Here is a 20,419-nt window from a genome sequence, read left to right as displayed (position 1 = left end):
TTAGGGCTCAAGCAGCACCATTTTACTCTTGGCAAGATCAGGTAAATCACCTTTTAAACCCAGTGCTCTTTTCATAATCTCATCTTTGGCTCCAGGAAGTTGTCCAGCCAACTGCATGCCAATGCCACGGATCAGTTTCTTCGCCGGGTTATCACCTTCAAAAAGATCTTTGAAACCTTGCATCGCGGCAATCATTTTGGCGGCTTCTGTTTTTCGCCAACGTTCATAACCTCGCAAATTTTTGAGCAAGCCAATATCTTCACCTTGATGCCACAACGCGAGTAGTTCTTGAGCTAAGCTTGCAGCATCAAGTAAACCTAAATTAACACCTTGCCCGGCTAGCGGATGGATGGTGTGTGCCGCATCACCAACGAGTGCGATTCGTTGTAAAGCAAAATCTCGGGCATAACGCATTTTAAGTGGGAAAGCAGCACGTTCACCGACCACCTCACACAAACCTAAACGATGATCAAACTCAGCGGTCAGTATCTTATTGAATTCGAGCTCAGACAGGCTGAGCAAGCGCTGCGCTCGGTTGGGCTCTGTAGACCAAACGATTGAGCTCATATGAGGATCAGACATAGGTAAAAAGGCCAGCGGACCTTGTGGTGTAAACACTTGCCTTGCCGTCGATTGATGTGGTTCCACCGTGCGGACATTTGCCACCAGCGCACTGTGTCCATAATCCCAATGGGTTAATGGAATGTCTTGCTGCTGACGAACCCAAGAGTTTGCGCCATCGGCTCCTACTATCAATTTTGCGGTGAGTGATTGACCGTTATCGAGCGTTAGCCACGCTTCACTTTCTCCGACAGCCAGAGATTGGCATTGAGCGGGCATAAAGAGTGTCACATTCGCTTGCTTTTGTACTTGTTCGAGTAAGGCTAATTGAATGACGCGGTTCTCAACAATGTGTCCCAGATCCGGCTGAGTCATCTGATTGGCACTAAATTCGATCCGCGCAAAACTATCGCGTTCCCACACTTCCATCGCCGAATAAGACGCAGCACGACGAGAAATAATACCTTGCCATGCACCAAGGTTTCGCAACATGATTCCACTGGAACGGCTTAAGGCGGAGACTCGCACATCAGGCAGATCTGCCAGTTCAAGGCTGGGTACTCGCCCCTCAATCACGGCGATGCGCAGTTCGCTATGTTTTAATGCGGCGGCCAGTGCAAGGCCAACCATTCCGCCACCCACAATGACAATATCGACACTTTGCATCATATACAGACCCTTTTATCTATTCACTACGCCAAGCGTTCGGCGCAGTAGCGGCATTTTCAGCCACGGTAAATTATCCATCATCATGAGGCCTACATTGCGACCAATACGAGTGGTTAGCCAATCATTGGAAAAGAGATGCACCAGGGATGATGTCAGCTTAATGGTGGCATCACGATCCGCTTCTCGGCGTTGGGAAAAAGCCTGTAAGCCGTGATAGCAGCCAACATCGGCTTGCTGCTTGATAAGCTCATCCGCCAAGCTTGCCACATCTCGAATACCTAAGTTAAAACCTTGTCCCGCAATCGGATGTAATGTCTGAGCGGCATTGCCCACAACGGCAAAACGATGTGAAATGTTCTGCTCTCGATAACGCAGTTGTAATGGATAGCAGGCACGAGTGCCCACTTTATTCATTCGCCCTAAACGCCAACCAAACGCATCTTGAAGCTGTGCTAAAAAACCCTCATCACTGAGTGAAAAAACTCGCTCGGCTTTCGCGGGAGGTAAACACCAAACTAAAGAGAGTCGATTATCACTCATTGGTAATAACGCGACAGGACCATCGGCGGTAAATCGTTCAAACGCTCGTCCTTGGTGAGCTTTTGAGCTCACAACGTTAGCAATAACCGCGACCTGCTCAAAATCATGCTCTTGTTGGATGAGGCCGATTTGCTCGCAGCAGGTCGATATCGCCCCATCAGCTGCGACCAATAACTTAGCTTGGATCGTTCGTTGATCGTTAAGGGTGACAGTGACCTTATCCATACTGCGTTCCACTTGCTGAACCGCGCTTGGGCAAAATAACTCAATATGCGGGCTCTGCTGCATTTTTTGCGCGTAAATCTGCCCAACATCGGCTAATTCAACCACGTAACCTAATGCTTCTAAATCGAGTTGCTGACAAGTGATATCGGTCATCCCAATATGAGACCGATCCGACACATGAATATGTGTAATTGGGGTGGCGACCTCTTGCAGCGACTGCCACAAGGAGAGATTTTGCAAAATTTGTACGCTACCGTAGGATAAAGCAATTGAACGCGAGTCAAAGCCAGGATGGGCGAGCTTATCATCCAGCGGATGCGCTTCGACCACAGCAATCGCAAGCTTTCCTTGAGAAAGCGTATCTAAGGCCAACGCCAGTGTTGCACCGGCCATCGCCCCACCAGCGATAATCACATCAAATTGCTTCACAGTCATCTCTCTTTAATGCACGGTCGGCTGAGTTTCTTGTAGAGGTTTGATACCAAATTCAGCATGAATTGTTAACACACAAGCTTTTATATGCTCGATGACGTGTTCCAAAAGTTGAGCTTGCTCATCCAAGTCATCCTCTTCATCGATACCGAGCTTGGCAATTTCTTCTAGATCAGCCAAGGCCTCTTTAGTCTCTGCGGACGCTTTTTTCAAAACAACCCCAATCAAGCCAAGCCCAGAAATAAAGTGATTTACCCAGTCGGCTACGCCATCAGCCAAATCAAATACACTGGCACTGGCCTCTTCATCTGGCAACAGTAGTGACAACTCCATCCCGCTACCAGTGAGCTCTTCGATTGTAAAGGTGAGTACTTGTTCAGCCAATGTCAACGGACGATCTGGCCAACCCATACCTTCGTTAGTGTAATCAAAAATAAGTGGCTGCCAGCTCTTATCATTTAAGCCCAGACCACCGGCCAGCATACCCGTTAGCAACCCATGCAACTCAGCAGGGTTAACCGCAAGTGCTGCAGATTGAAGGGCAGTGGCAAGAGAAAGATAATCCGGTAGTTTTTTTTCGCTCATGGGAAGCTCGTAATAAAATCAAATAAGCGCGATCCTACCACTTAGCTTCCAATGCGAAAATGCTCAAAGCGTTAATTGTGGGTAGCTTTTACTCAATTTGCCTAATAACTGTGTTTTTAGTCCCTCATTTTTTACTGCTCGCTTTGAAAAGCTTGAATCTTAGGGCCGCTTTACCTATAGTTTCCACCTCGATGGGCATGTGAGTGGCACCATCTTAGACAGCGCGATAAGAGTTCATCCATCATGAGTAATCAAGCGGTAGACGTAGAAATTTTAGGAAAATTGACTCGTGTGAATTGCCCTGCGGGACAAGAGCAGTCTTTAATCCAAGCGGCGCAAGATCTTGATAACCGATTGAAAGAGATGGCAGAGCGTACTAAAGTTACCAATGAGGTAAAGCTACTCACGATTGCTGCGCTCAACATTTGTTATGAATTGCAAACCAAAAACAATGAGAGCCTAGGCCAACAAAATCAATTAACCGAGCGCATGGAACAGCTCGCTGCATCTCTTGAAGATGCCATCAGTAAAGTGAAGCTAGGACAGCAGTAGTCTTTACCAGCGTAACCAAATTTACCCTAGAGTGTTTGTCAGCCGGATTTAAGTCCCTGAGCCGATAAGCAACACCAAAGGGTTAGTACTTGGTAGCTATTGAGCAAGCTCGGCTCGTACCGAGAAGCCTGCGGTTACCATTGCTGATCCGCCTTGAACCAGCTGGTTCAAGGGCCAAAATCCGCAACGGCACTCTGGGGTATCCTTATGCAAAACACTCGACACACACTTCGTCAAGTCATCCGCCAGCGGCGTAAACAGCTATCACCTACGCAGCAAAAACACGCTTCAATTGAACTTGTCTCTCGTTTTTCAACACTGCCTGAAGTTTTAACGAGTCAGCACATTGCCCTCTACTTGGCAACCGATGGTGAGCTTGAAACACAACCGCTCATAGCGTGGTTATGGCAACAAGGCAAACAGACCTATCTTCCCGTTTTACACCCCTTCTCGAGTGGGAATTTATTGTTCTTGCGCTATGATGCTCAAACCATAATGACGCGAAATAAATACGGCATTGCCGAACCCAAGCTCAACCAAACATTGATCAAACCAGTAAATGAGCTAGATATCATCTGCACACCATTGGTGGCCTTTGATCAAACAGGGCAAAGGCTCGGGATGGGCGGCGGCTATTATGATCGTACGTTAGAAACTTGGTTTAAAACGGGTAAAGGTGCCCTACCCATAGGTTTAGCTCATGATTGCCAACAAGTGACTCATCTGCCGAGCGAAGCATGGGATATACCTTTACCTCAAATAGTGACTCCAAGCCAAATCTGGCAATGGGAATCATAAATTATTGAGGCTATAATCGCCCCGCAACATTACCGTCACTATAAATCGATATCAGGAGATTGGCATGACTCAAGATGAAATGAAAAAAGCCGCCGGCTGGGCCGCACTCAAATATGTAGAAAAAGGCAGCATCGTTGGTGTGGGTACGGGTTCAACGGTGAATCACTTCATTGATGCACTGGGTTCGATTAAAGATGATATTAAGGGTGCGGTTTCAAGTTCTATCGCCTCAACAGAGAAGCTAAAAGGCCTAGGTATTGAAGTGTTCGACTGCAATGATGTTGATCAACTCGATATTTATGTTGATGGCGCAGATGAAATCAACCCTGCGCGCGATATGATCAAAGGCGGCGGCGCTGCGCTCACTCGAGAAAAAATCGTTGCCGCGATTGCGGATAAATTCATTTGTATCGTTGATGGCACAAAAGCGGTCGATGTTCTAGGTCAATTCCCACTTCCAGTTGAAGTGATCCCAATGGCGCGCTCTTATGTGGCACGCCAACTGGTTAAACTTGGTGGTGATCCAGCCTATCGCCATGGCGTAATAACGGATAACGGTAACGTTATCTTGGATGTGCACGGATTAAAAATTACTGATGCCAAAGCATTAGAAGATAAAATTAATGGGATTGTCGGCGTAGTAACCGTTGGTTTATTCGCTCACCGAGGTGCTGATGTCGTCATCACTGGCACGGAAAATGGTGCCAAAATCGAAGAGTAAGTCACAAAATAAGGCTACTTTCCGTTATTTCATTACAAACGGCACCCATGGGTGCCGTTTTTCTTCGCTATGCCCTAGAAAATCATGCCTTATTTCGTAATTTTCTTACCCAAAACAAAAAAAGTTTGTTACTTTATTGGTCAGAAGACGCACAAGGAAAACGTTTGTCTTCCAACAAAATGGTTAATCTTCCTCTTTACATTAGCCCTTTTGCTTTATGTGCGCCGTGTTTGCCCACCTTCCCATTTTTAAGGACGAGAATAATGGCCAAAGTTTCACTCGAAAAAGACAAAATCAAAATCTTACTCCTCGAAGGGCTACACCCTTCAACGGTTGAAGTACTGCAATCTGCCGGTTACAGCAATATTGAGTATCACAAAGGTTCTCTGGGTGATGAACAACTGCTCGAAGCGGTGAAAGATGCTCACTTCATCGGAATTCGTTCGCGCACCAATTTGACTGAAGCGGTAATCAACGCGGCAGAGAAGTTAGTTGCTATCGGCTGCTTCTGCATTGGCACCAACCAAGTTGACCTGAATGCAGCCGCAAAACGCGGTATTCCTGTCTTTAATGCACCATTTTCGAATACTCGCAGTGTTGCTGAACTCGTTTTAGGCCAAACACTGCTACTACTGCGTGGGATTCCTGAAAAAAATGCATTGGCGCATCGTGGTATTTGGAAAAAAAGTGCTGATAACTCTTATGAGGCTCGCGGTAAACGCTTAGGTATTATTGGCTATGGCCACATTGGCACCCAGCTCGGTATCATTGCCGAAAACCTCGGTATGCAAGTCTATTTCTATGACATAGAAAACAAACTCTCACTCGGTAATGCAACGCAAATACATACCATGAGTGAGCTACTGAATAAATGTGATGTCATTTCTCTGCATGTGCCTGAAACTCCAGATACTAAAAATATGATGGGTAAAGAAGAGTTTGCACGCATGAAGCCTGGCTCTATCTTTATCAACGCAGCACGCGGAACGGTAGTCGACATTCCCGCACTCTGCGATGCATTGGCATCAAACCATCTAGCTGGCGCGGCAATAGATGTATTTCCAGAAGAACCCGCCACAAACTCTGAACCTTTTGAATCCCCACTGATGCATTTTGATAATGTCATTCTGACACCGCACATTGGTGGCTCAACTCAAGAAGCACAAGAAAATATCGGTATTGAAGTAGCCGGTAAGTTGGCAAAATATTCAGATAACGGCTCAACCTTATCAAGCGTGAACTTCCCTGAAGTATCACTGCCAATTCACCGTGATAGTTCGCGTTTACTGCATATTCACGAAAACCGTCCGGGTATTCTGACACAAATCAACACCATCTTCGCCGAAGAAGGGATCAATATCGCCGCTCAATATTTACAAACGTCAGCGGATATCGGTTATGTAGTGATTGACGTAGAAACCGCTCGCTCTGCGGAAGCTCTTACTAAGCTGAAAAGCATCAGCGGCACCATTCGTGCGCGTATTCTTCACTAAGCACTTCTCTAGTAAAAGCACCAAACGACAAAAAGGCCACATAAAATGTGGCCTTCCTTATTTCGATAGGGAGCTCGGTAAATTAAGCTTTAAGCGCTCGCTCCCCGCGAGCAATACCTACCACGCCACTTCGCGCGACTTCGATTACTTCAGTGACTTCCGACAACGCTTGAATAAAGGCATCGAGTTTTTCGCTGGTTCCGGCAAGCTGCACAGTATATTGCGCCGCAGTGACATCCACGATCTGCCCACGGAAAATATCAGCCGTACGTTTCACTTCGGCACGCGCAAAACCGCTAGCTTTGACTTTCACCATCATCAGCTCACGTTCAATGTGTTCGCACTCTGACACTTCTTGCACTTTAAGCACATCAATCAACTTATGCAGTTGCTTTTGAATTTGTTCAAGTTGCATTTCATCGGTCTTAGTAGTGATGTTTAAGCGTGATAATGTTGCATCATCGGTTGGTGAAACCGTTAGTGATTCAATGTTATAACCACGTTGAGAAAATAGACCAACAACGCGAGACAAAGCACCCGATTGGTTTTCCATTAATATTGAAATAATGTGTCTCATATTATGTTCTCTCCGTTTTACTTAACCACATTTTGTCCATCCCTTCGCCTTTAATTTGCATTGGGTAGACGTGCTCCGTTTCATCCACATTAATATCAACAAAAACCAATCGATCTTTCATATCGAGTGCTTTTTTAAGCCCGGCTTCAAGTTCATCAGGCTGTGAGATACGGATGCCAACGTGGCCATAAGCTTCTGCAATTGCTGCAAAATCGGGAACAGAACTCATATAAGAATTAGAGTGGCGTCCTTGGTAAATAATATCTTGCCACTGTTTTACCATGCCAAGAAAACGGTTGTTTAAGTTAATAATTTTCACTGGAATATCATATTGCAACGCAGTGGAAAGCTCTTGGATATTCATTTGAATACTGCCATCCCCAGTGACAATCACTACCTCTTCTTCTGGCATGGCAAATTTAACCCCCATTCCAGCGGGTAAACCAAACCCCATGGTGCCCAAACCGCCAGAGTTGATCCAACGACGAGGCTTATTGAATGGATAATAAAGTGCGGCGAACATTTGGTGCTGACCAACATCGGAGGCCACATATGCGTCTCCATTAGTCAGTTTATGCAAAGTTTCAATCACTTGCTGCGGCTTAATGCGTTCGCTGGATTTCTCATAAGCTAGGCATTGGCGGTCGCGCCAGCTTTGGATATCTTGCCACCATAGTTCAAGCGCCTGCGAATCATTACAACCACCTTGCTCAGAGAGCAATTGCAGCATAGTTTCCAGTACTTGTTCGGCTGATCCCACTATCGGTAGATCGACTGGCACATTTTTAGAGATCGACGAAGGATCAATGTCAATGTGCATGATCTTAGCGTTCGGGCAATACTTTTCTAGATTATTGGTTGTACGGTCATCAAAACGCACGCCAATACCGAAAATCAAATCCGCATTGTGCATCGCCATATTGGCTTCATACATGCCATGCATTCCAAGCATGCCTAACGCATTTTTATGCGTCCCAGGGAAAGCACCAAGCCCCATTAACGTGCTGACTACGGGTAAATTGAGCGTTTCAGCCAGTTGTAAAATGTGCTGATCTGCGCCTGAAATAACAGCGCCACCACCAATGTACAATACGGGTTTTTTGGCTTCTAACAACGCTTTTAGCGCCTTTTTAATTTGCCCTTTATGACCAGAAGTAGTTGGGTTGTATGAGCGCAGTTTGATCGACTCAGGATACGTGTAAGGGAGTTTGATCTGAGGATTCATCACATCTTTAGGCAGATCGATCACGACCGGCCCCGGGCGCCCTGTTGAGGCAATATAAAAGGCTTTCTTAATGGTTTCAGGAATATCTTCAGCTTTTTTTACAAGAAAACTGTGTTTGACGATCGGACGAGAAACCCCAACGATGTCACATTCTTGAAACGCATCGTTACCAATGAGGTTATTTGGCACGTTGCCTGAAATAACAATCATTGGAATTGAGTCCATGTAAGCGGTAGCAATCCCTGTGACGGTATTCGTCGCCCCTGGGCCAGAACAAACAAGTACCACACCCGTTTTTCCGGTTGCTCGAGCATAGCCATCTGCCATGTGCGTGGCCGCTTGCTCGTGGCGAACAAGGACATGTTTAATTTGGTCGGTTTTTGCGTGCAGCGCATCGTAAATATCAAGAACGGAACCACCTGGGTATCCAAATATTTGCTCTACACCTTCTTCGATCAGAGATTGAACCACCATCTCTGCGCCAGATAACATCTGTTGATTGGATTGCGTTGCCATTTTTTCTCCTTACCAGTACCCAACACATGGTCAGTCAATGGGCCTGGTTTTACATAGTTTAGGGCTTATTTGTAGCCTAATTCGAAAACTTTCCACTTTCGGCTATGTCTTGCTTTTGTCATAACAAAAAACAAGGTAACGCAACAACTGTAACTCTTTCTTATCATCGGGTCGAACGCCAAATAGCGCACACTTTGGCAAATGTTTGGTTAAATGGAATTTTATTAGGTAACTATCGTAAAACTGGTATTAAAAACAGCTCAATCCATGAGTAATTAGCAAAAATAAAGCAAAAAATATTACCATGCAGCAATGTAGCGTTATGAGGAAGCGAGGTTTAACTTCCGTCGTAATATAAAAAATCCCCCACGCTTTATCTGAAAAGCAAGTGGAGGATTTTTAAACAATGAAAAAACTATCTTAAGATAATCTTACTCACCTTTAGTCTTTTCTTTGTACATTTCCTCGATTTCATCTTGGTAACGATCACTAATGACTTTTCTACGCAGTTTCTGAGTCGGCGTCAGCTCACCTTTGTCCATTGAAAAAGCCTTAGGTAATAATTTAAACTTTTTCACCTGCTCAAATTTGGCTAGCTCTTTTTGCAAATCATTGACTCGTTTTTCCAGCATCTCAACCACTTGGTTGTTCTTGATAAGATCTAATCTGTCATGATATTTGATGTTGAGCTCTTTGGCGTAAACCTCCAAGCTGTCATAACAAGGTACAATTAAAGCCGATACAAATTTACGTGTGTCAGCAATCACCGCAATCTGTTCAATAAAGTGATCTTTACCAATCGCTCCCTCAATAACTTGTGGCGCAATGTATTTACCACCGGAGGTTTTCATCAGCTCTTTGATACGATCAGTAATGAAGACATTACCTTGCTCATCAATGTGTCCAGCATCTCCTGTTTTGAGAAAACCTTGTTCATCGAATGCTAACGCCGTTTCTTCTGCCATTTTATAGTAGCCGCGCATAACCATTGGTCCGCGAACAAGAATTTCATTGTTGTCACCGATTTTGACCTGAGCTCCTGGCATCGACATGCCTATTGAATCAGGATTAAAACACCGGTCATCCCAACAAGAAACCGTTGCTGTGGTTTCCGTCATGCCATAACCCAACTTCACGTTAATGCCAATGGCATGGAAAAATCGGCCGATGGTTTCATCTAATTTCGCGCCACCGCAAGGCATGAAATTAATCCGCCCACCAAGCAATGCACGCAATTTAGACAACACGATTTTATCCGCTAACGCGTAACTCTTTTTCAGCATGAAGGATGGTTGGCGCTTTTCTTGGTGACAAAGAGCCATCTTAGCCCCCATATTGACCGCCCAAGTAAATAGCACTTTTCGATGCAACGGCGCTTTCGAGACTTTTTCGTGAATAGCGGAGAAAATTTTCTCGTAGAAGCGAGGAACGGCACACATTACCGTTGGCTTTAGCTCACTCAATGCATCACGTACTTGCATCGTATCCTGCAAATAACAGTTAGTTGCACCGCTGTAAAGAATGTAAAAAGTCCACGCCCGTTCAAACACGTGTGACAATGGTAAAAAACAGAGTGACACATCATCCTTAGAGATGTTTAACCGCTCATCATGCCCTTCAAGCTGAGCGCCAATATTACGGTAATCAAGCATCACGCCTTTAGGTTGACCTGTGGTGCCTGAGGTATAGATGAGCGTCAGCAGATCATCCATATTCGCCTGTTCAAGGCGAGACTCTAATTCCGCTTGCTGGCCATCTGTATTTTGTTCAATAAAAGTCTGCCAATGGATGCCATGTTGAAAACTTTTTAGATCAATGCCATCACTCATGGCGACAATTAATTCAAGCTGTTCGCACTCATCAAAAAAATCCAGTGCCGCATCGTATTGTGCCTGTTCACCGACCAAGAGCACTTTGACATCAGCATCTTGAATAATATAACTGGCCTGCGCTGGCGTATTAGTTGGATAAATAGGTACCGTAACGGCTCTTAACTGCAAAGTAGCCAAGTCAGCTATTGTCCACTGCGGCATGTTATTCGAAAAAATCCCGACTTTATCTTGGATTTTTATACCTTGCGTTAAAAGTGCAAGTGACATCGCATCGATACGTTGACCAAATTGCTTCCAGCTGATCCCATGCCACTCTTTCTCTATTTTGTGTTTTAGAGCAATGCACTCGCCACCTTTGACAATCTGTTCACGAATTCTTTTTACGATATGGAAATTTAAATTGGGCATCTTTTTTACCTGTAGCTTACACATGTAAGCTTTTTGAGCGCACAAGTGTACATTTAGAAGCAAAAAAGGCAACTGACGGATGTCAAAGTTATCAATTAATTCTACAGACAAAAAAGCCCTGAATGGATATAACCAATTCAAGGCTCAAAGAGGAGTATCACTAAGTTTAGATCACAGTACAAACTAACGGGTACACGTTAGTTTAATGCAACAACTTCGCCGCAAATCATCATTAACTGATCACGCAGCCAAATATGGCCTTTGTCTTTTTCACTAGACTCATGCCAACTGAGATAACCACTGATTTGACCATTTGCAAATGGGAAATCGAGGATTTGTAACTGATCTCGGTTAGCCGCATTCTCAACCATCCAACGAGGGGCAATCGTCACCAACTCAGATTGTCCGACCACATAAAGCACGTTGCTCAAACTGGTCCCTTCATAATAAGGAACACAGTCTAATTCGCGGTATGCTTGCTCAGAAAAGCTACGTTGCCCATGGATGCGAGATAACTTCGCATGCTTTTCAACTGTTAGGCTATCAGCGTTAATAGAGCCATTGATGCGTGGATGAGACTTAGATGCCACCACCACTAATTCATCTTGGAAAATTTCCGTACTGGAGAACCCTTGTTCATCAAAACGCGCGTAATCAATCACAAAATCGATCTCTTGGTAACGCATACGCTCGGCTAACAAACGGTTAAATTCCGCATCAAGATGAAGTTGGACCAAAGGCGCTTGTTCATGAACTGATGACATAATTTTCGGCGCGAAACGCATATCACAAGGACTGCAAATCGCTAATTTAAATAAGCGGGTTGATGTTTCAGGAGAAAACACCGAACTTGGCAATTCATTACGGATTAATTGCAGTGCTTGACGCATCGGACCGAACAGTTGACGTGCGCGTTGAGTAGGTTGAATACCTCGCCCTTGTCGCATAAACAGTTCATCATTAAACATTACCTTCAAACGCGCTACAGCATTGCTGACTGCTGGCTGAGACATACCCAAATTATGAGCGGCACGGGTAATATTTTGCTCTTGCATTACTGCATCAAAAACCGTCAGCAGGTTTAAATCTACACCACGTAATGTGCTTTCCATGCGGTAACTAGCAATAGCGCTCATTGCATCTTTTTTATCTAACATTTTTGGGACGCCTCTTGTTGTTATCGTCAATACCGTAAAAGTAATTTTTTAGAATAGATAACCTGCCATTTATTATATTTACCCAGACACAACTGGGTGGAGGCTACTATCTGCTAAGCATTTATCGATTGGCAACAAGATTGATAAAATATCAGTTTTTTTTATCCAAACAAAAAGATTGTCCTTATTTATCAGTACGATGTATTTTTATAAAAAACCATAAAACAGAAAAATTTATGCATTTTATTCAAAACATTGAATCAAGTGATGAATAACAAGCCTTCACCTTAATACATTCACCAAATAAATTAATTACGTCAAAATTAAAAGCATTTCGTCAATATTAGCTAAATGACACATAACTAGGGAAATCAACCTGTCGCCATAAAGACTGGCTCAGCTCTTTATGATTATCCCATTTGCCATTTTGTACCCATTCAACCAAGGCTTTCGCTACATTAGGATAGACAACGCGCTCGACCTGTTTTTCATCCAACCAACGGCGTAACTCCGACGGGTCCAAAAACTCCATAGATGCAGCAAGCCCGAGATTCTCAAGAGTGGCAACGTTACTTTGCTGCTCAAATTGACCCGATAGTGGCTTAAGTAGCAGCTTTTTACCCAATGAAAGTGCTTCTGATGGTAATTCAAAGCCACCATTAGCAATCACGCCATCGCAGCAATGCAAGTGATATTGAAAATGGGTATGACATAAGGGACGCAGCTCAACATTTTCAACGGATTGCGCTTCCATTAAGGAAGGGTGATAACAAATAAATGCTTGATTTTAAAAACGAAAAAGCAACTCAAGAATATCATCAACATGCTCAAATGGAAGATAGACCAAAATGAAATGCTCGCTAGACGTATGCTGCTCTGAACGATAGATAATCGGAGGAAGGATCGGTTGATCAAAATGATACCAATGTAAACCGACGTGGTAGTTGGCAGGCGCAAACTGTTGAATAATCTGTTTATCCAGCCAACTTGCCCCTTTCAAAGGCACATTATAACGAAATGCATTTTGATGACTTATCCCAATACACGGAATACCTTGCTGTTTAGCCGCCCATGCCGATACTGGTTCAAAGTCATTAATGACCAAATCATACGGAGACAAATCGAGGTTTTTTGTCTCACTCACGAAAGTCAGCAAATTATTATTTAGCGCCGTTTTAACGTAATTTACGTGTCCCTGTTCAGTTTCAAAAGTAAAACCGCGCCGAGTTTGGTAATCACCGAAACTTTCCATCGAAAAGTATTTCTCTTTTTCACGTCCAGAAAAGAGAAATTGCACATCAATTTTGGCTTCTCTCAACGCTTCACTCATCACTCGTGAACGAGCAATATGGCCATTTCCGGTGCCTTGGACACCATACAGAATTTTCAAAAGCCTCTCTCCAGCAACCACAAAGCAAATCTTGCGCTGCTTACACCAAGCAGCGCGCCAATCACGATATCCGTCAAGAAGTGAACCCCAAGTAGGATGCGAGATACGCCAATTAAGCCAGCCCAAACCAAGACAAAAGCATCGCTATGAGGATAGAAGTGGCCAATTAATGTCGCCATAACAAACCCTGCAGCCGTATGACCAGAGGGCAAACTGTAGCGATCCGAAGGGGTAATAAAGGCAATGAATGAAGGAGAAAACTCTTCAGGGCGACGACGCTGAAAGCTATTTTTCAATCCCCAATAAATAGGGAGTTCAATCGCGAAAGCGGCCAGTCCAGCCATTAAGAATAGCTGGCCATTAAGCGGGTCTAAATACCAAGCTAACGCACCAATCAACGCGTACAAATGCCCATCCCCAGTATGGGAAATAGCTTTGCTGATCTGCGCTACAGGCTGATTAAAACGATGCTGTAAACAAAATAGCGAAAACGCTACGTCAAACTTAACAATTTGTCCGATGGCACGCATGAGCGACTCCTGTCATTCCATAAACCACTTACGCTCTAAACGTAGAAGTTTAAAATGACAAATACGTGACTGTTTGTTGGAGAATGAATGAATTTAACCGATGACAAACGTTCTTGCGTGAAAACATTCCGTGCTACAAAAAGTGATCCTCTCTACCAATTCTGCTCATTTTTACCGCTTTTGACTAAAACTGATCCGATATGAATAAAAAAACAACTTAATGGTTGACGAGTTAAGTCGAGTACGGTACTAATTTGTTAACTTAATCTTGTGGAATGTTACGAATGACTATCCGTTTTTCTATCCTGCTGGGCCTGCTCCTTATCGTGAACCATTCGCGCGGGTAGGTTGTGGAAGAAAAACACCACACAAGATGACAAGAGCCCGCACTGAGATGCGGGTTTTTTTATAACTATATTTAGGAAGTAAACGATTAACCATCGGTGCAAGGGAGCAAACATGAATAATCAAGTCATTATATTCGACACCACATTACGTGATGGCGAACAAGCTTTGTCAGCAAGCTTAACCGTTAAAGAAAAACTGCAGATTGCTTACGCATTAGAGCGCCTTGGTGTTGATGTTATTGAAGCAGGTTTTCCAGTTTCCTCCCCAGGTGATTTTGAATCGGTCAAAACGATTGCCAAACACATTAAAAACAGCCGCGTCTGCGCGCTTTCTCGCGCGGTAGCAAAAGATATTGATGCAGCAGCCGAAGCTCTGAAAGTCGCCGATGCTTTTCGTATCCATACGTTTATTTCAACCTCAACCATTCATGTGCAAGATAAATTGCGCCGCAGTTATGATGATGTGCTCGAGATGGCAGTCAGTGCGGTGAAACACGCCCGTAACTACACCGATGACGTCGAATTTTCCTGTGAAGATGCGGGCCGAACGCCTATTGATAATCTCTGTAGAATGGTCGAAGCCGCAATTAATGCCGGAGCTAAGACCATCAATATTCCGGACACGGTCGGTTATACTGTTCCTAGCGAATTTGGTGGCATTATTCAGATGCTGTTTGAGCGAGTCCCTAACATAGATAAAGCCATTATTTCCGTTCATTGCCACGATGACTTGGGAATGTCAGTCGCAAACTCGATTGCCGCTGTACAGGCTGGCGCAAGGCAAATAGAAGGCACCATCAACGGTATTGGTGAGCGCGCTGGTAACTGTTCACTGGAAGAGATCGCGATGATCATCAAAACTCGTCAAGAATTCCTCGGCGTACATACTGGTTTAAAGCATGATGAGATCCACCGCACCAGTAAGTTGGTTAGCCAACTGTGCAATATGCCGATTCAAAGTAACAAAGCGATTGTCGGTGCCAACGCATTTAGCCACTCGTCAGGCATTCATCAAGATGGCATGTTGAAAAACAAAAACACTTACGAAATCATGACTCCAGAGTCAATTGGCCTAAAAAACCAAGCGCTGAACTTAACGAGCCGCAGTGGCCGCGCCGCAGTAAAAAGCCATATGGATAGCATGGGTTACAATGAAAACGAATACAACCTCAATGCCTTGTATGAAGATTTCTTAAAATTGGCAGATCGTAAAGGCCAAGTGTTTGACTATGACTTAGAAGCGTTGATGCACTTTTCAAATCTGCGTGATGAAGACGATTTCTACAAATTGAACTATTTGAGTGTTCAATCAGGCAGTGTTATGGCGACCACCAGCATTAAATTGCTTTGTGGTGATGAAGAAAAATGTGAAGCTGCCGTTGGTAATGGCCCTGTCGATGCGCTTTACCAATGTATTTACCGTCTAACTGGCTATGAGATCGTATTGGATAAATTTGACCTTACCGCCAAGGGCGAAGGTGAAGATGGACTCGGGCAAGCCGATATTATTGCCAACTACAAAGGGCGAAAATATCACGGTACAGGCGTCTCTACGGATATTGTCGAAGCATCAGGACAAGCCTTATTGCACGTGATCAATAGCATTCATCGTGCCGATCAAATTGCAGAAATTAAACAAAAGAAAGTGGCAACCGTTTAACGTACCTAGATTAGAGCTTTCAGTCTTTAGAGCTCACTGGGGCAAGCAAATATAAAAATAGTAAAGGACTAACATGACAGACAAAACATACAAAATTGCCGTTCTTGCAGGTGATGGTATCGGCCCAGAAGTAATGCAACAAGCACACAAGGTATTGGATGCGATTGAAAAAAAACATGCTATCCGGTTTGCCAGAGAAGAACATGATGTCGGCGGGATTGCGATTGATAACCACGGTTGCCCGCTGCCTGAAAGCACCATTAAAGGATGTGAAGAAGCAGACGCCGTATTGTTTGGTTCCGTAGGCGGTCCTAAATGGGAGCATTTACCACCCAACGACCAACCAGAACGCGGCGCACTCCTACCGCTTCGCAAACATTTTCAACTGTTTTGTAACTTGCGTCCTGCTCAAATTCACTCCGGCTTAGAAAGCTTTTCTCCTTTACGATCCGATATCTCCGATCGTGGCTTCGATATTGTGGTTGTTCGGGAATTGACTGGTGGTATTTATTTTGGCCAACCCAAAGGACGAGAAGGCGAAGGGGCAAATGAAAAAGCATTTGATACCGAAGTTTACCACCGCTACGAAATCGAACGCATTGCAAAAATAGCGTTTGAGTCCGCACGATTACGTCGTAAAAAAGTATGCTCAGTCGATAAAGCGAATGTATTACAAAGCTCTATCTTATGGCGTGAGGTCGTGGAAGAGATCGCAAAAGATTATCCGGACGTCGAGCTTTCACACATTTATATCGATAATGCCACTATGCAGCTCATTAAAGATCCCTCTCAATTTGATGTCATGCTGTGCTCTAATATTTTTGGTGACATCATTTCCGATGAATGCGCCATGATCACAGGCTCAATGGGCATGCTACCTTCCGCTAGCCTTAATGAAAGCAATTTCGGTCTCTATGAGCCAGCAGGTGGCTCTGCACCTGATATCGCAGGAAAGAACATCGCTAACCCAGTAGCACAAATTCTTTCCGCCGCTTTAATGCTACGTTATAGCTTAGGCGAAGAAAGTGCCGCTCAAGCTATCGAAAATGCCGTATCAAAAGCGCTTACCGCAGGCGAACTCACCGCAGATCTTGCCAGTGGTAAAGCGGCACTTTCAACCTCTGAAATGGGCGATAAAATTGCCAGCTATATTTTAAACTCATAATTAGTAGGACTAGGCTCGCCTAGTCCTTTATAAAGCTCAAAGAGCTCAAGGAAGAAGCAATGTCGCAAGCAAAAACCTTATACGAAAAAATTTATGATGCCCACATTGCGGTGTCAGCTGAAGGGGAAACCCCCATCCTTTATATCGATCGTCATCTCGTTCATGAAGTGACATCACCGCAAGCATTTGATGGTTTACGCGAAAAGGGACGTAAAGTTCGTCAGACGAGTAAAACATTCGCTACCATGGACCATAACGTTTCAACCACCACAAAAGACATTAATGCCTCGGGTGAGATGGCTCGAATCCAAATGGAAACATTGTCCAAGAACTGTGCTGAGTTTGGCGTAACACTCTACGACTTAAGTCATAAATACCAAGGCATCGTTCATGTCATGGGGCCAGAATTAGGTATTACTCTTCCCGGTATGACCATTGTCTGCGGTGACTCACACACAGCAACACATGGCGCATTTGGCTCGTTAGCGTTTGGCATCGGTACATCAGAAGTTGAGCACGTACTTGCAACCCAAACATTGAAACAAGCTCGCGCGAAAACGATGAAAATCGAGGTGACAGGCAAAGTCGCTCCAGGCATCACCGCTAAAGATATCGTGCTAGCCATTATAGGTAAAACAACGGCGGCCGGTGGTACAGGCTATGTCGTTGAGTTTTGTGGTGAAGCGATTACTGATCTCTCAATGGAAGGTCGTATGACGGTATGTAATATGGCGATTGAGCTTGGAGCAAAAGCCGGTCTTATCGCCCCTGATCAGACTACTTTCGACTACATTAAAGGTCGCAAGTTTTCTCCTCAAGGAAGCGATTTAGAAGCCGCCATTAAGTACTGGGCAACGCTAAAAACCGATGATAATGCTAAATTCGATGCAGTCGTTACCCTAAATGCCGCGGACATCAAACCACAAGTAACGTGGGGCACAAACCCAGGCCAAGTAATTGCTGTCGACGAAACCATTCCATCTCCCGATAGCTTTACTGATCCTGTCGAAAAAGCATCAGCAGAAAAAGCACTGGCGTATATGGGACTTGAAGCGGGTAAATCCTTATCAGACTACAAAGTGGATAAAGTTTTTGTCGGTTCTTGCACAAACTCTCGCATTGAAGATATGCGAGCAGCAGCTCAAATCGCGAAAGGTAAAAAAGTCGCACCACACGTTCAAGCATTGATTGTTCCAGGTTCAGAGCAAGTTAAAGCGCAAGCGGAAGCGGAAGGCTTGGATAAAATATTTATTGAAGCGGGTTTTGAATGGCGCTTGCCGGGCTGTTCAATGTGCTTGGCTATGAACAATGACAGGCTCGGTGCAGGTGAACGCTGTGCATCAACATCCAACCGCAATTTTGAAGGCCGCCAAGGTCGAGATGGCCGCACACATTTAGTCAGTCCTGCAATGGCCGCCGCCGCCGCCATCGCTGGACACTTTGTCGATATCCGTAATATTCATTCTTCAACACTCAACTAAACAGGGGATCACCAATGTCAGGTTTTAAACAGCACACAGGTTTGGTCGTTCCTCTTGATGCAGCGAACGTCGATACAGATGCCATTATCCCTAAGCAATTTTTACAGAAAGTAAATCGCACTGGTTTTGGCAAACACCTTTTTCATGATTGGCGTTTTCTAGATGATGCAGGTCAACAACCTAATCCAAATTTTGTCATGAATAAACCTCGCTATGAAGGAGCGAGCATTCTACTTGCTCGTGAAAACTTTGGGTGTGGTTCTTCACGAGAACATGCCCCTTGGGCTTTAGCGGATTACGGCATCAAAGCCATGATTGCACCCAGTTTTGCGGATATTTTTTATGGTAACTCAATCAATAACCAAATGGTTCCAGTCCGTCTTACAGAGCAAGAAGTTGATGAAATATTCCAATTTGTTGAAGGAAATGAAGGGGCTCAACTAACTGTAGATCTTGAACGAATGGAAGTTAAAGCCAATGGAAAAACATACTCATTTGAAATTGATGAATTTCGTCGCCATTGCTTACTTAATGGATTAGACAATATCGGTTTGACGCTACAGCACGAAGATAAAATCGCTGATTATGAAACAAAAATTCCTAGCTTTTTGAAATAGCGAGTATCGATTTAATTTCCAGAGGTTGGTGTAGATGCACCAACCTTTTATTTTATCTGAAATTTATCAATCCCTACCTAGGTCATATAACCTATGAGATGAGAGGTAAACGATGAAATATCTATTAACGCTATGTTTGACACTCGGGTCAACGAATGTATTTTCTGCTCCTAAATCACAACTATGGGATTATTGGAACTCTAGTAATGAAGAAAATACACAAGCCATTTCACATCAAATTTGGCAGACAACACTTGATACTTATCTAATCCAAGAAAATCACAACAACCTCTTCGATTATCAAAGGGTCAACTCAAAAGATAAAGAGCAATTAGAGCTCTATATTTCACAATTATCAGCCCTTGATCCAAGAGAGTATGCAAAGCTGGAACAATATGCTTACTGGGTCAACTTATATAATGCCTTAACAGTTAACTTAATCGTCGATCATTATCCAATACCATCCATCACTAAACTGGGAGGATTTTTCTCATTTGGCCCTTGGGAACAAAAGATCATTACCATCAATCAAAAAGAGCTGACTCTCAATGATATTGAACATCGAATTTTAAGACCCATTTGGAAAGATCCTCGAACCCATTATGCGGTCAACTGCGCAAGCCTTGGCTGCCCAAACTTACAAAAGCAGGCTTTCACAGCAGAAAATACTGAATTATTACTGGAGAAATCAGCCACTGAGTTTATCAATAGCGAAAAAGGAGTAAAGGTCACCAATGATAAATGGGTTCTGTCTTCTATTTATGACTGGTTTGCTGAAGATTTTGGAACGAAACAGCAATTATTTGAGCACTTAGTGCAGTACAACAAGGCACTAAAAAGCGAGAAAAAGAGTATCAGCTATCACTATGATTGGACATTGAATGATACGAATAGATAGAAAAAAACCTCAGCATTTCTGCTGAGGTTCGTAATTCAGA

At 44.0% G+C, this 20,419-nt stretch carries 17 protein-coding genes, 1 other RNA gene and 1 pseudogene; 10 read left to right on the top strand and 9 right to left on the bottom strand.

The window, feature by feature from the left end; translation table 11 throughout:
- From AACR75_RS01290 to AACR75_RS01280, 3 genes are read right to left on the bottom strand one after another with little or no spacing between them, the layout of a single operon-like run.
- Positions 1 to 1,230, bottom strand: a complete 1,230-nt coding sequence (locus AACR75_RS01290; protein WP_047691489.1) for an FAD-dependent 2-octaprenylphenol hydroxylase — start codon at positions 1,228 to 1,230, stop codon at positions 1 to 3.
- Between the two features lie 12 nt (positions 1,231 to 1,242).
- Positions 1,243 to 2,424 (bottom strand): 2-octaprenyl-6-methoxyphenyl hydroxylase, encoded by a 1,182-nt coding sequence (ubiH, locus tag AACR75_RS01285; protein WP_026028706.1) that lies wholly within the window; start codon positions 2,422 to 2,424, stop codon positions 1,243 to 1,245.
- A 12-nt stretch (positions 2,425 to 2,436) separates the two neighbouring features.
- Complete coding sequence (locus AACR75_RS01280; protein WP_017046479.1) at positions 2,437 to 3,012, bottom strand: YecA/YgfB family protein; 576 nt, start codon at positions 3,010 to 3,012, stop codon at positions 2,437 to 2,439.
- A gap of 243 nt (positions 3,013 to 3,255) precedes the next feature.
- Here AACR75_RS01280 and AACR75_RS01275 point away from each other — a divergent pair, with 243 nt between their 5' ends.
- The 5 genes from AACR75_RS01275 (at position 3,256) to serA (ending at position 6,576) form a co-directional block, all read left to right on the top strand.
- Entirely contained in the window at positions 3,256 to 3,564 is a 309-nt protein-coding gene (locus tag AACR75_RS01275) for a cell division protein ZapA (protein WP_010319818.1), read from the top strand.
- A 20-nt stretch (positions 3,565 to 3,584) separates the two neighbouring features.
- Positions 3,585 to 3,769, top strand: a non-coding RNA gene (gene ssrS, locus AACR75_RS01270) — 6S RNA.
- A 2-nt stretch (positions 3,770 to 3,771) separates the two neighbouring features.
- Complete coding sequence (locus AACR75_RS01265) at positions 3,772 to 4,362, top strand: 5-formyltetrahydrofolate cyclo-ligase (protein WP_047691486.1); 591 nt, start codon at positions 3,772 to 3,774, stop codon at positions 4,360 to 4,362.
- A 64-nt stretch (positions 4,363 to 4,426) separates the two neighbouring features.
- Entirely contained in the window at positions 4,427 to 5,083 is a 657-nt protein-coding gene (gene rpiA / locus AACR75_RS01260; protein WP_010319820.1) for a ribose-5-phosphate isomerase RpiA, read from the top strand.
- A 263-nt stretch (positions 5,084 to 5,346) separates the two neighbouring features.
- Entirely contained in the window at positions 5,347 to 6,576 is a 1,230-nt protein-coding gene (serA, locus tag AACR75_RS01255) for a phosphoglycerate dehydrogenase (RefSeq protein WP_026028313.1), read from the top strand.
- An 82-nt stretch (positions 6,577 to 6,658) separates the two neighbouring features.
- On the opposite strand, the gene ilvN is transcribed toward serA, so the two are convergent.
- From ilvN to AACR75_RS01225, 6 genes and pseudogenes are all read right to left on the bottom strand, one after another.
- Positions 6,659 to 7,153, bottom strand: coding sequence for an acetolactate synthase small subunit (ilvN, locus tag AACR75_RS01250; protein WP_010319822.1), 495 nt, complete (start codon positions 7,151 to 7,153; stop codon positions 6,659 to 6,661).
- Position 7,154: 1 nt separating this feature from the next.
- Positions 7,155 to 8,894, bottom strand: coding sequence for an acetolactate synthase 3 large subunit (locus AACR75_RS01245; RefSeq protein WP_013856017.1), 1,740 nt, complete (start codon positions 8,892 to 8,894; stop codon positions 7,155 to 7,157).
- Positions 8,895 to 9,325: 431 nt separating this feature from the next.
- Complete coding sequence (locus AACR75_RS01240; RefSeq protein WP_026028312.1) at positions 9,326 to 11,134, bottom strand: AMP-dependent synthetase/ligase; 1,809 nt, start codon at positions 11,132 to 11,134, stop codon at positions 9,326 to 9,328.
- Between the two features lie 197 nt (positions 11,135 to 11,331).
- Positions 11,332 to 12,291, bottom strand: a complete 960-nt coding sequence (gene leuO, locus AACR75_RS01235; protein ID WP_047691484.1) for a transcriptional regulator LeuO — start codon at positions 12,289 to 12,291, stop codon at positions 11,332 to 11,334.
- 343 nt (positions 12,292 to 12,634) lie between these two features.
- A pseudogene (locus AACR75_RS01230) lies at positions 12,635 to 13,681 on the bottom strand (MJ1255/VC2487 family glycosyltransferase).
- Entirely contained in the window at positions 13,678 to 14,211 is a 534-nt protein-coding gene (locus AACR75_RS01225; RefSeq protein WP_047691481.1) for a phosphatase PAP2 family protein, read from the bottom strand. The pseudogene AACR75_RS01230 and the gene AACR75_RS01225 overlap by 4 nt, the downstream one beginning before the upstream one ends.
- 459 nt (positions 14,212 to 14,670) lie before the next feature.
- Here AACR75_RS01225 and leuA point away from each other — a divergent pair, with 459 nt between their 5' ends.
- The 5 genes from leuA (at position 14,671) to AACR75_RS01200 (ending at position 20,379) form a co-directional block, all read left to right on the top strand.
- Positions 14,671 to 16,218 carry a 2-isopropylmalate synthase gene (gene leuA, locus AACR75_RS01220; RefSeq protein ID WP_013856011.1) on the top strand — a complete coding sequence of 516 codons (1,548 nt, stop codon included), beginning with the start codon at positions 14,671 to 14,673 and terminating at the stop codon, positions 16,216 to 16,218.
- Between the two features lie 73 nt (positions 16,219 to 16,291).
- The gene (leuB, locus tag AACR75_RS01215; RefSeq protein ID WP_019282467.1) at positions 16,292 to 17,383 is read left to right on the top strand and encodes a 3-isopropylmalate dehydrogenase; all 1,092 of its coding nucleotides are present in this window, start codon (positions 16,292 to 16,294) and stop codon (positions 17,381 to 17,383) included.
- A 59-nt stretch (positions 17,384 to 17,442) separates the two neighbouring features.
- Positions 17,443 to 18,864 (top strand): 3-isopropylmalate dehydratase large subunit, encoded by a 1,422-nt coding sequence (gene leuC, locus AACR75_RS01210; protein ID WP_047691479.1) that lies wholly within the window; start codon positions 17,443 to 17,445, stop codon positions 18,862 to 18,864.
- 14 nt (positions 18,865 to 18,878) lie between these two features.
- On the top strand, positions 18,879 to 19,481 hold the full coding sequence (gene leuD, locus AACR75_RS01205; protein WP_017042706.1) for a 3-isopropylmalate dehydratase small subunit: 603 nt from the start codon (positions 18,879 to 18,881) through the stop codon (positions 19,479 to 19,481).
- Between the two features lie 112 nt (positions 19,482 to 19,593).
- Positions 19,594 to 20,379: a DUF547 domain-containing protein gene (locus AACR75_RS01200; protein ID WP_013856007.1), complete on the top strand. Its 786-nt coding sequence runs from the start codon at positions 19,594 to 19,596 to the stop codon at positions 20,377 to 20,379.
- Positions 20,380 to 20,419: the final 40 nt, after the last annotated feature.

Origin of the sequence: Vibrio sp. ZOR0018, assembly GCF_963865925.1 — a bacterium.
In the GTDB taxonomy this organism is placed as follows: domain Bacteria; phylum Pseudomonadota; class Gammaproteobacteria; order Enterobacterales; family Vibrionaceae; genus Vibrio; species Vibrio anguillarum.
The sequence above is the reverse complement of the archived record's forward strand: the minus strand, read 5'-3'. Positions and strand labels throughout refer to the sequence as shown.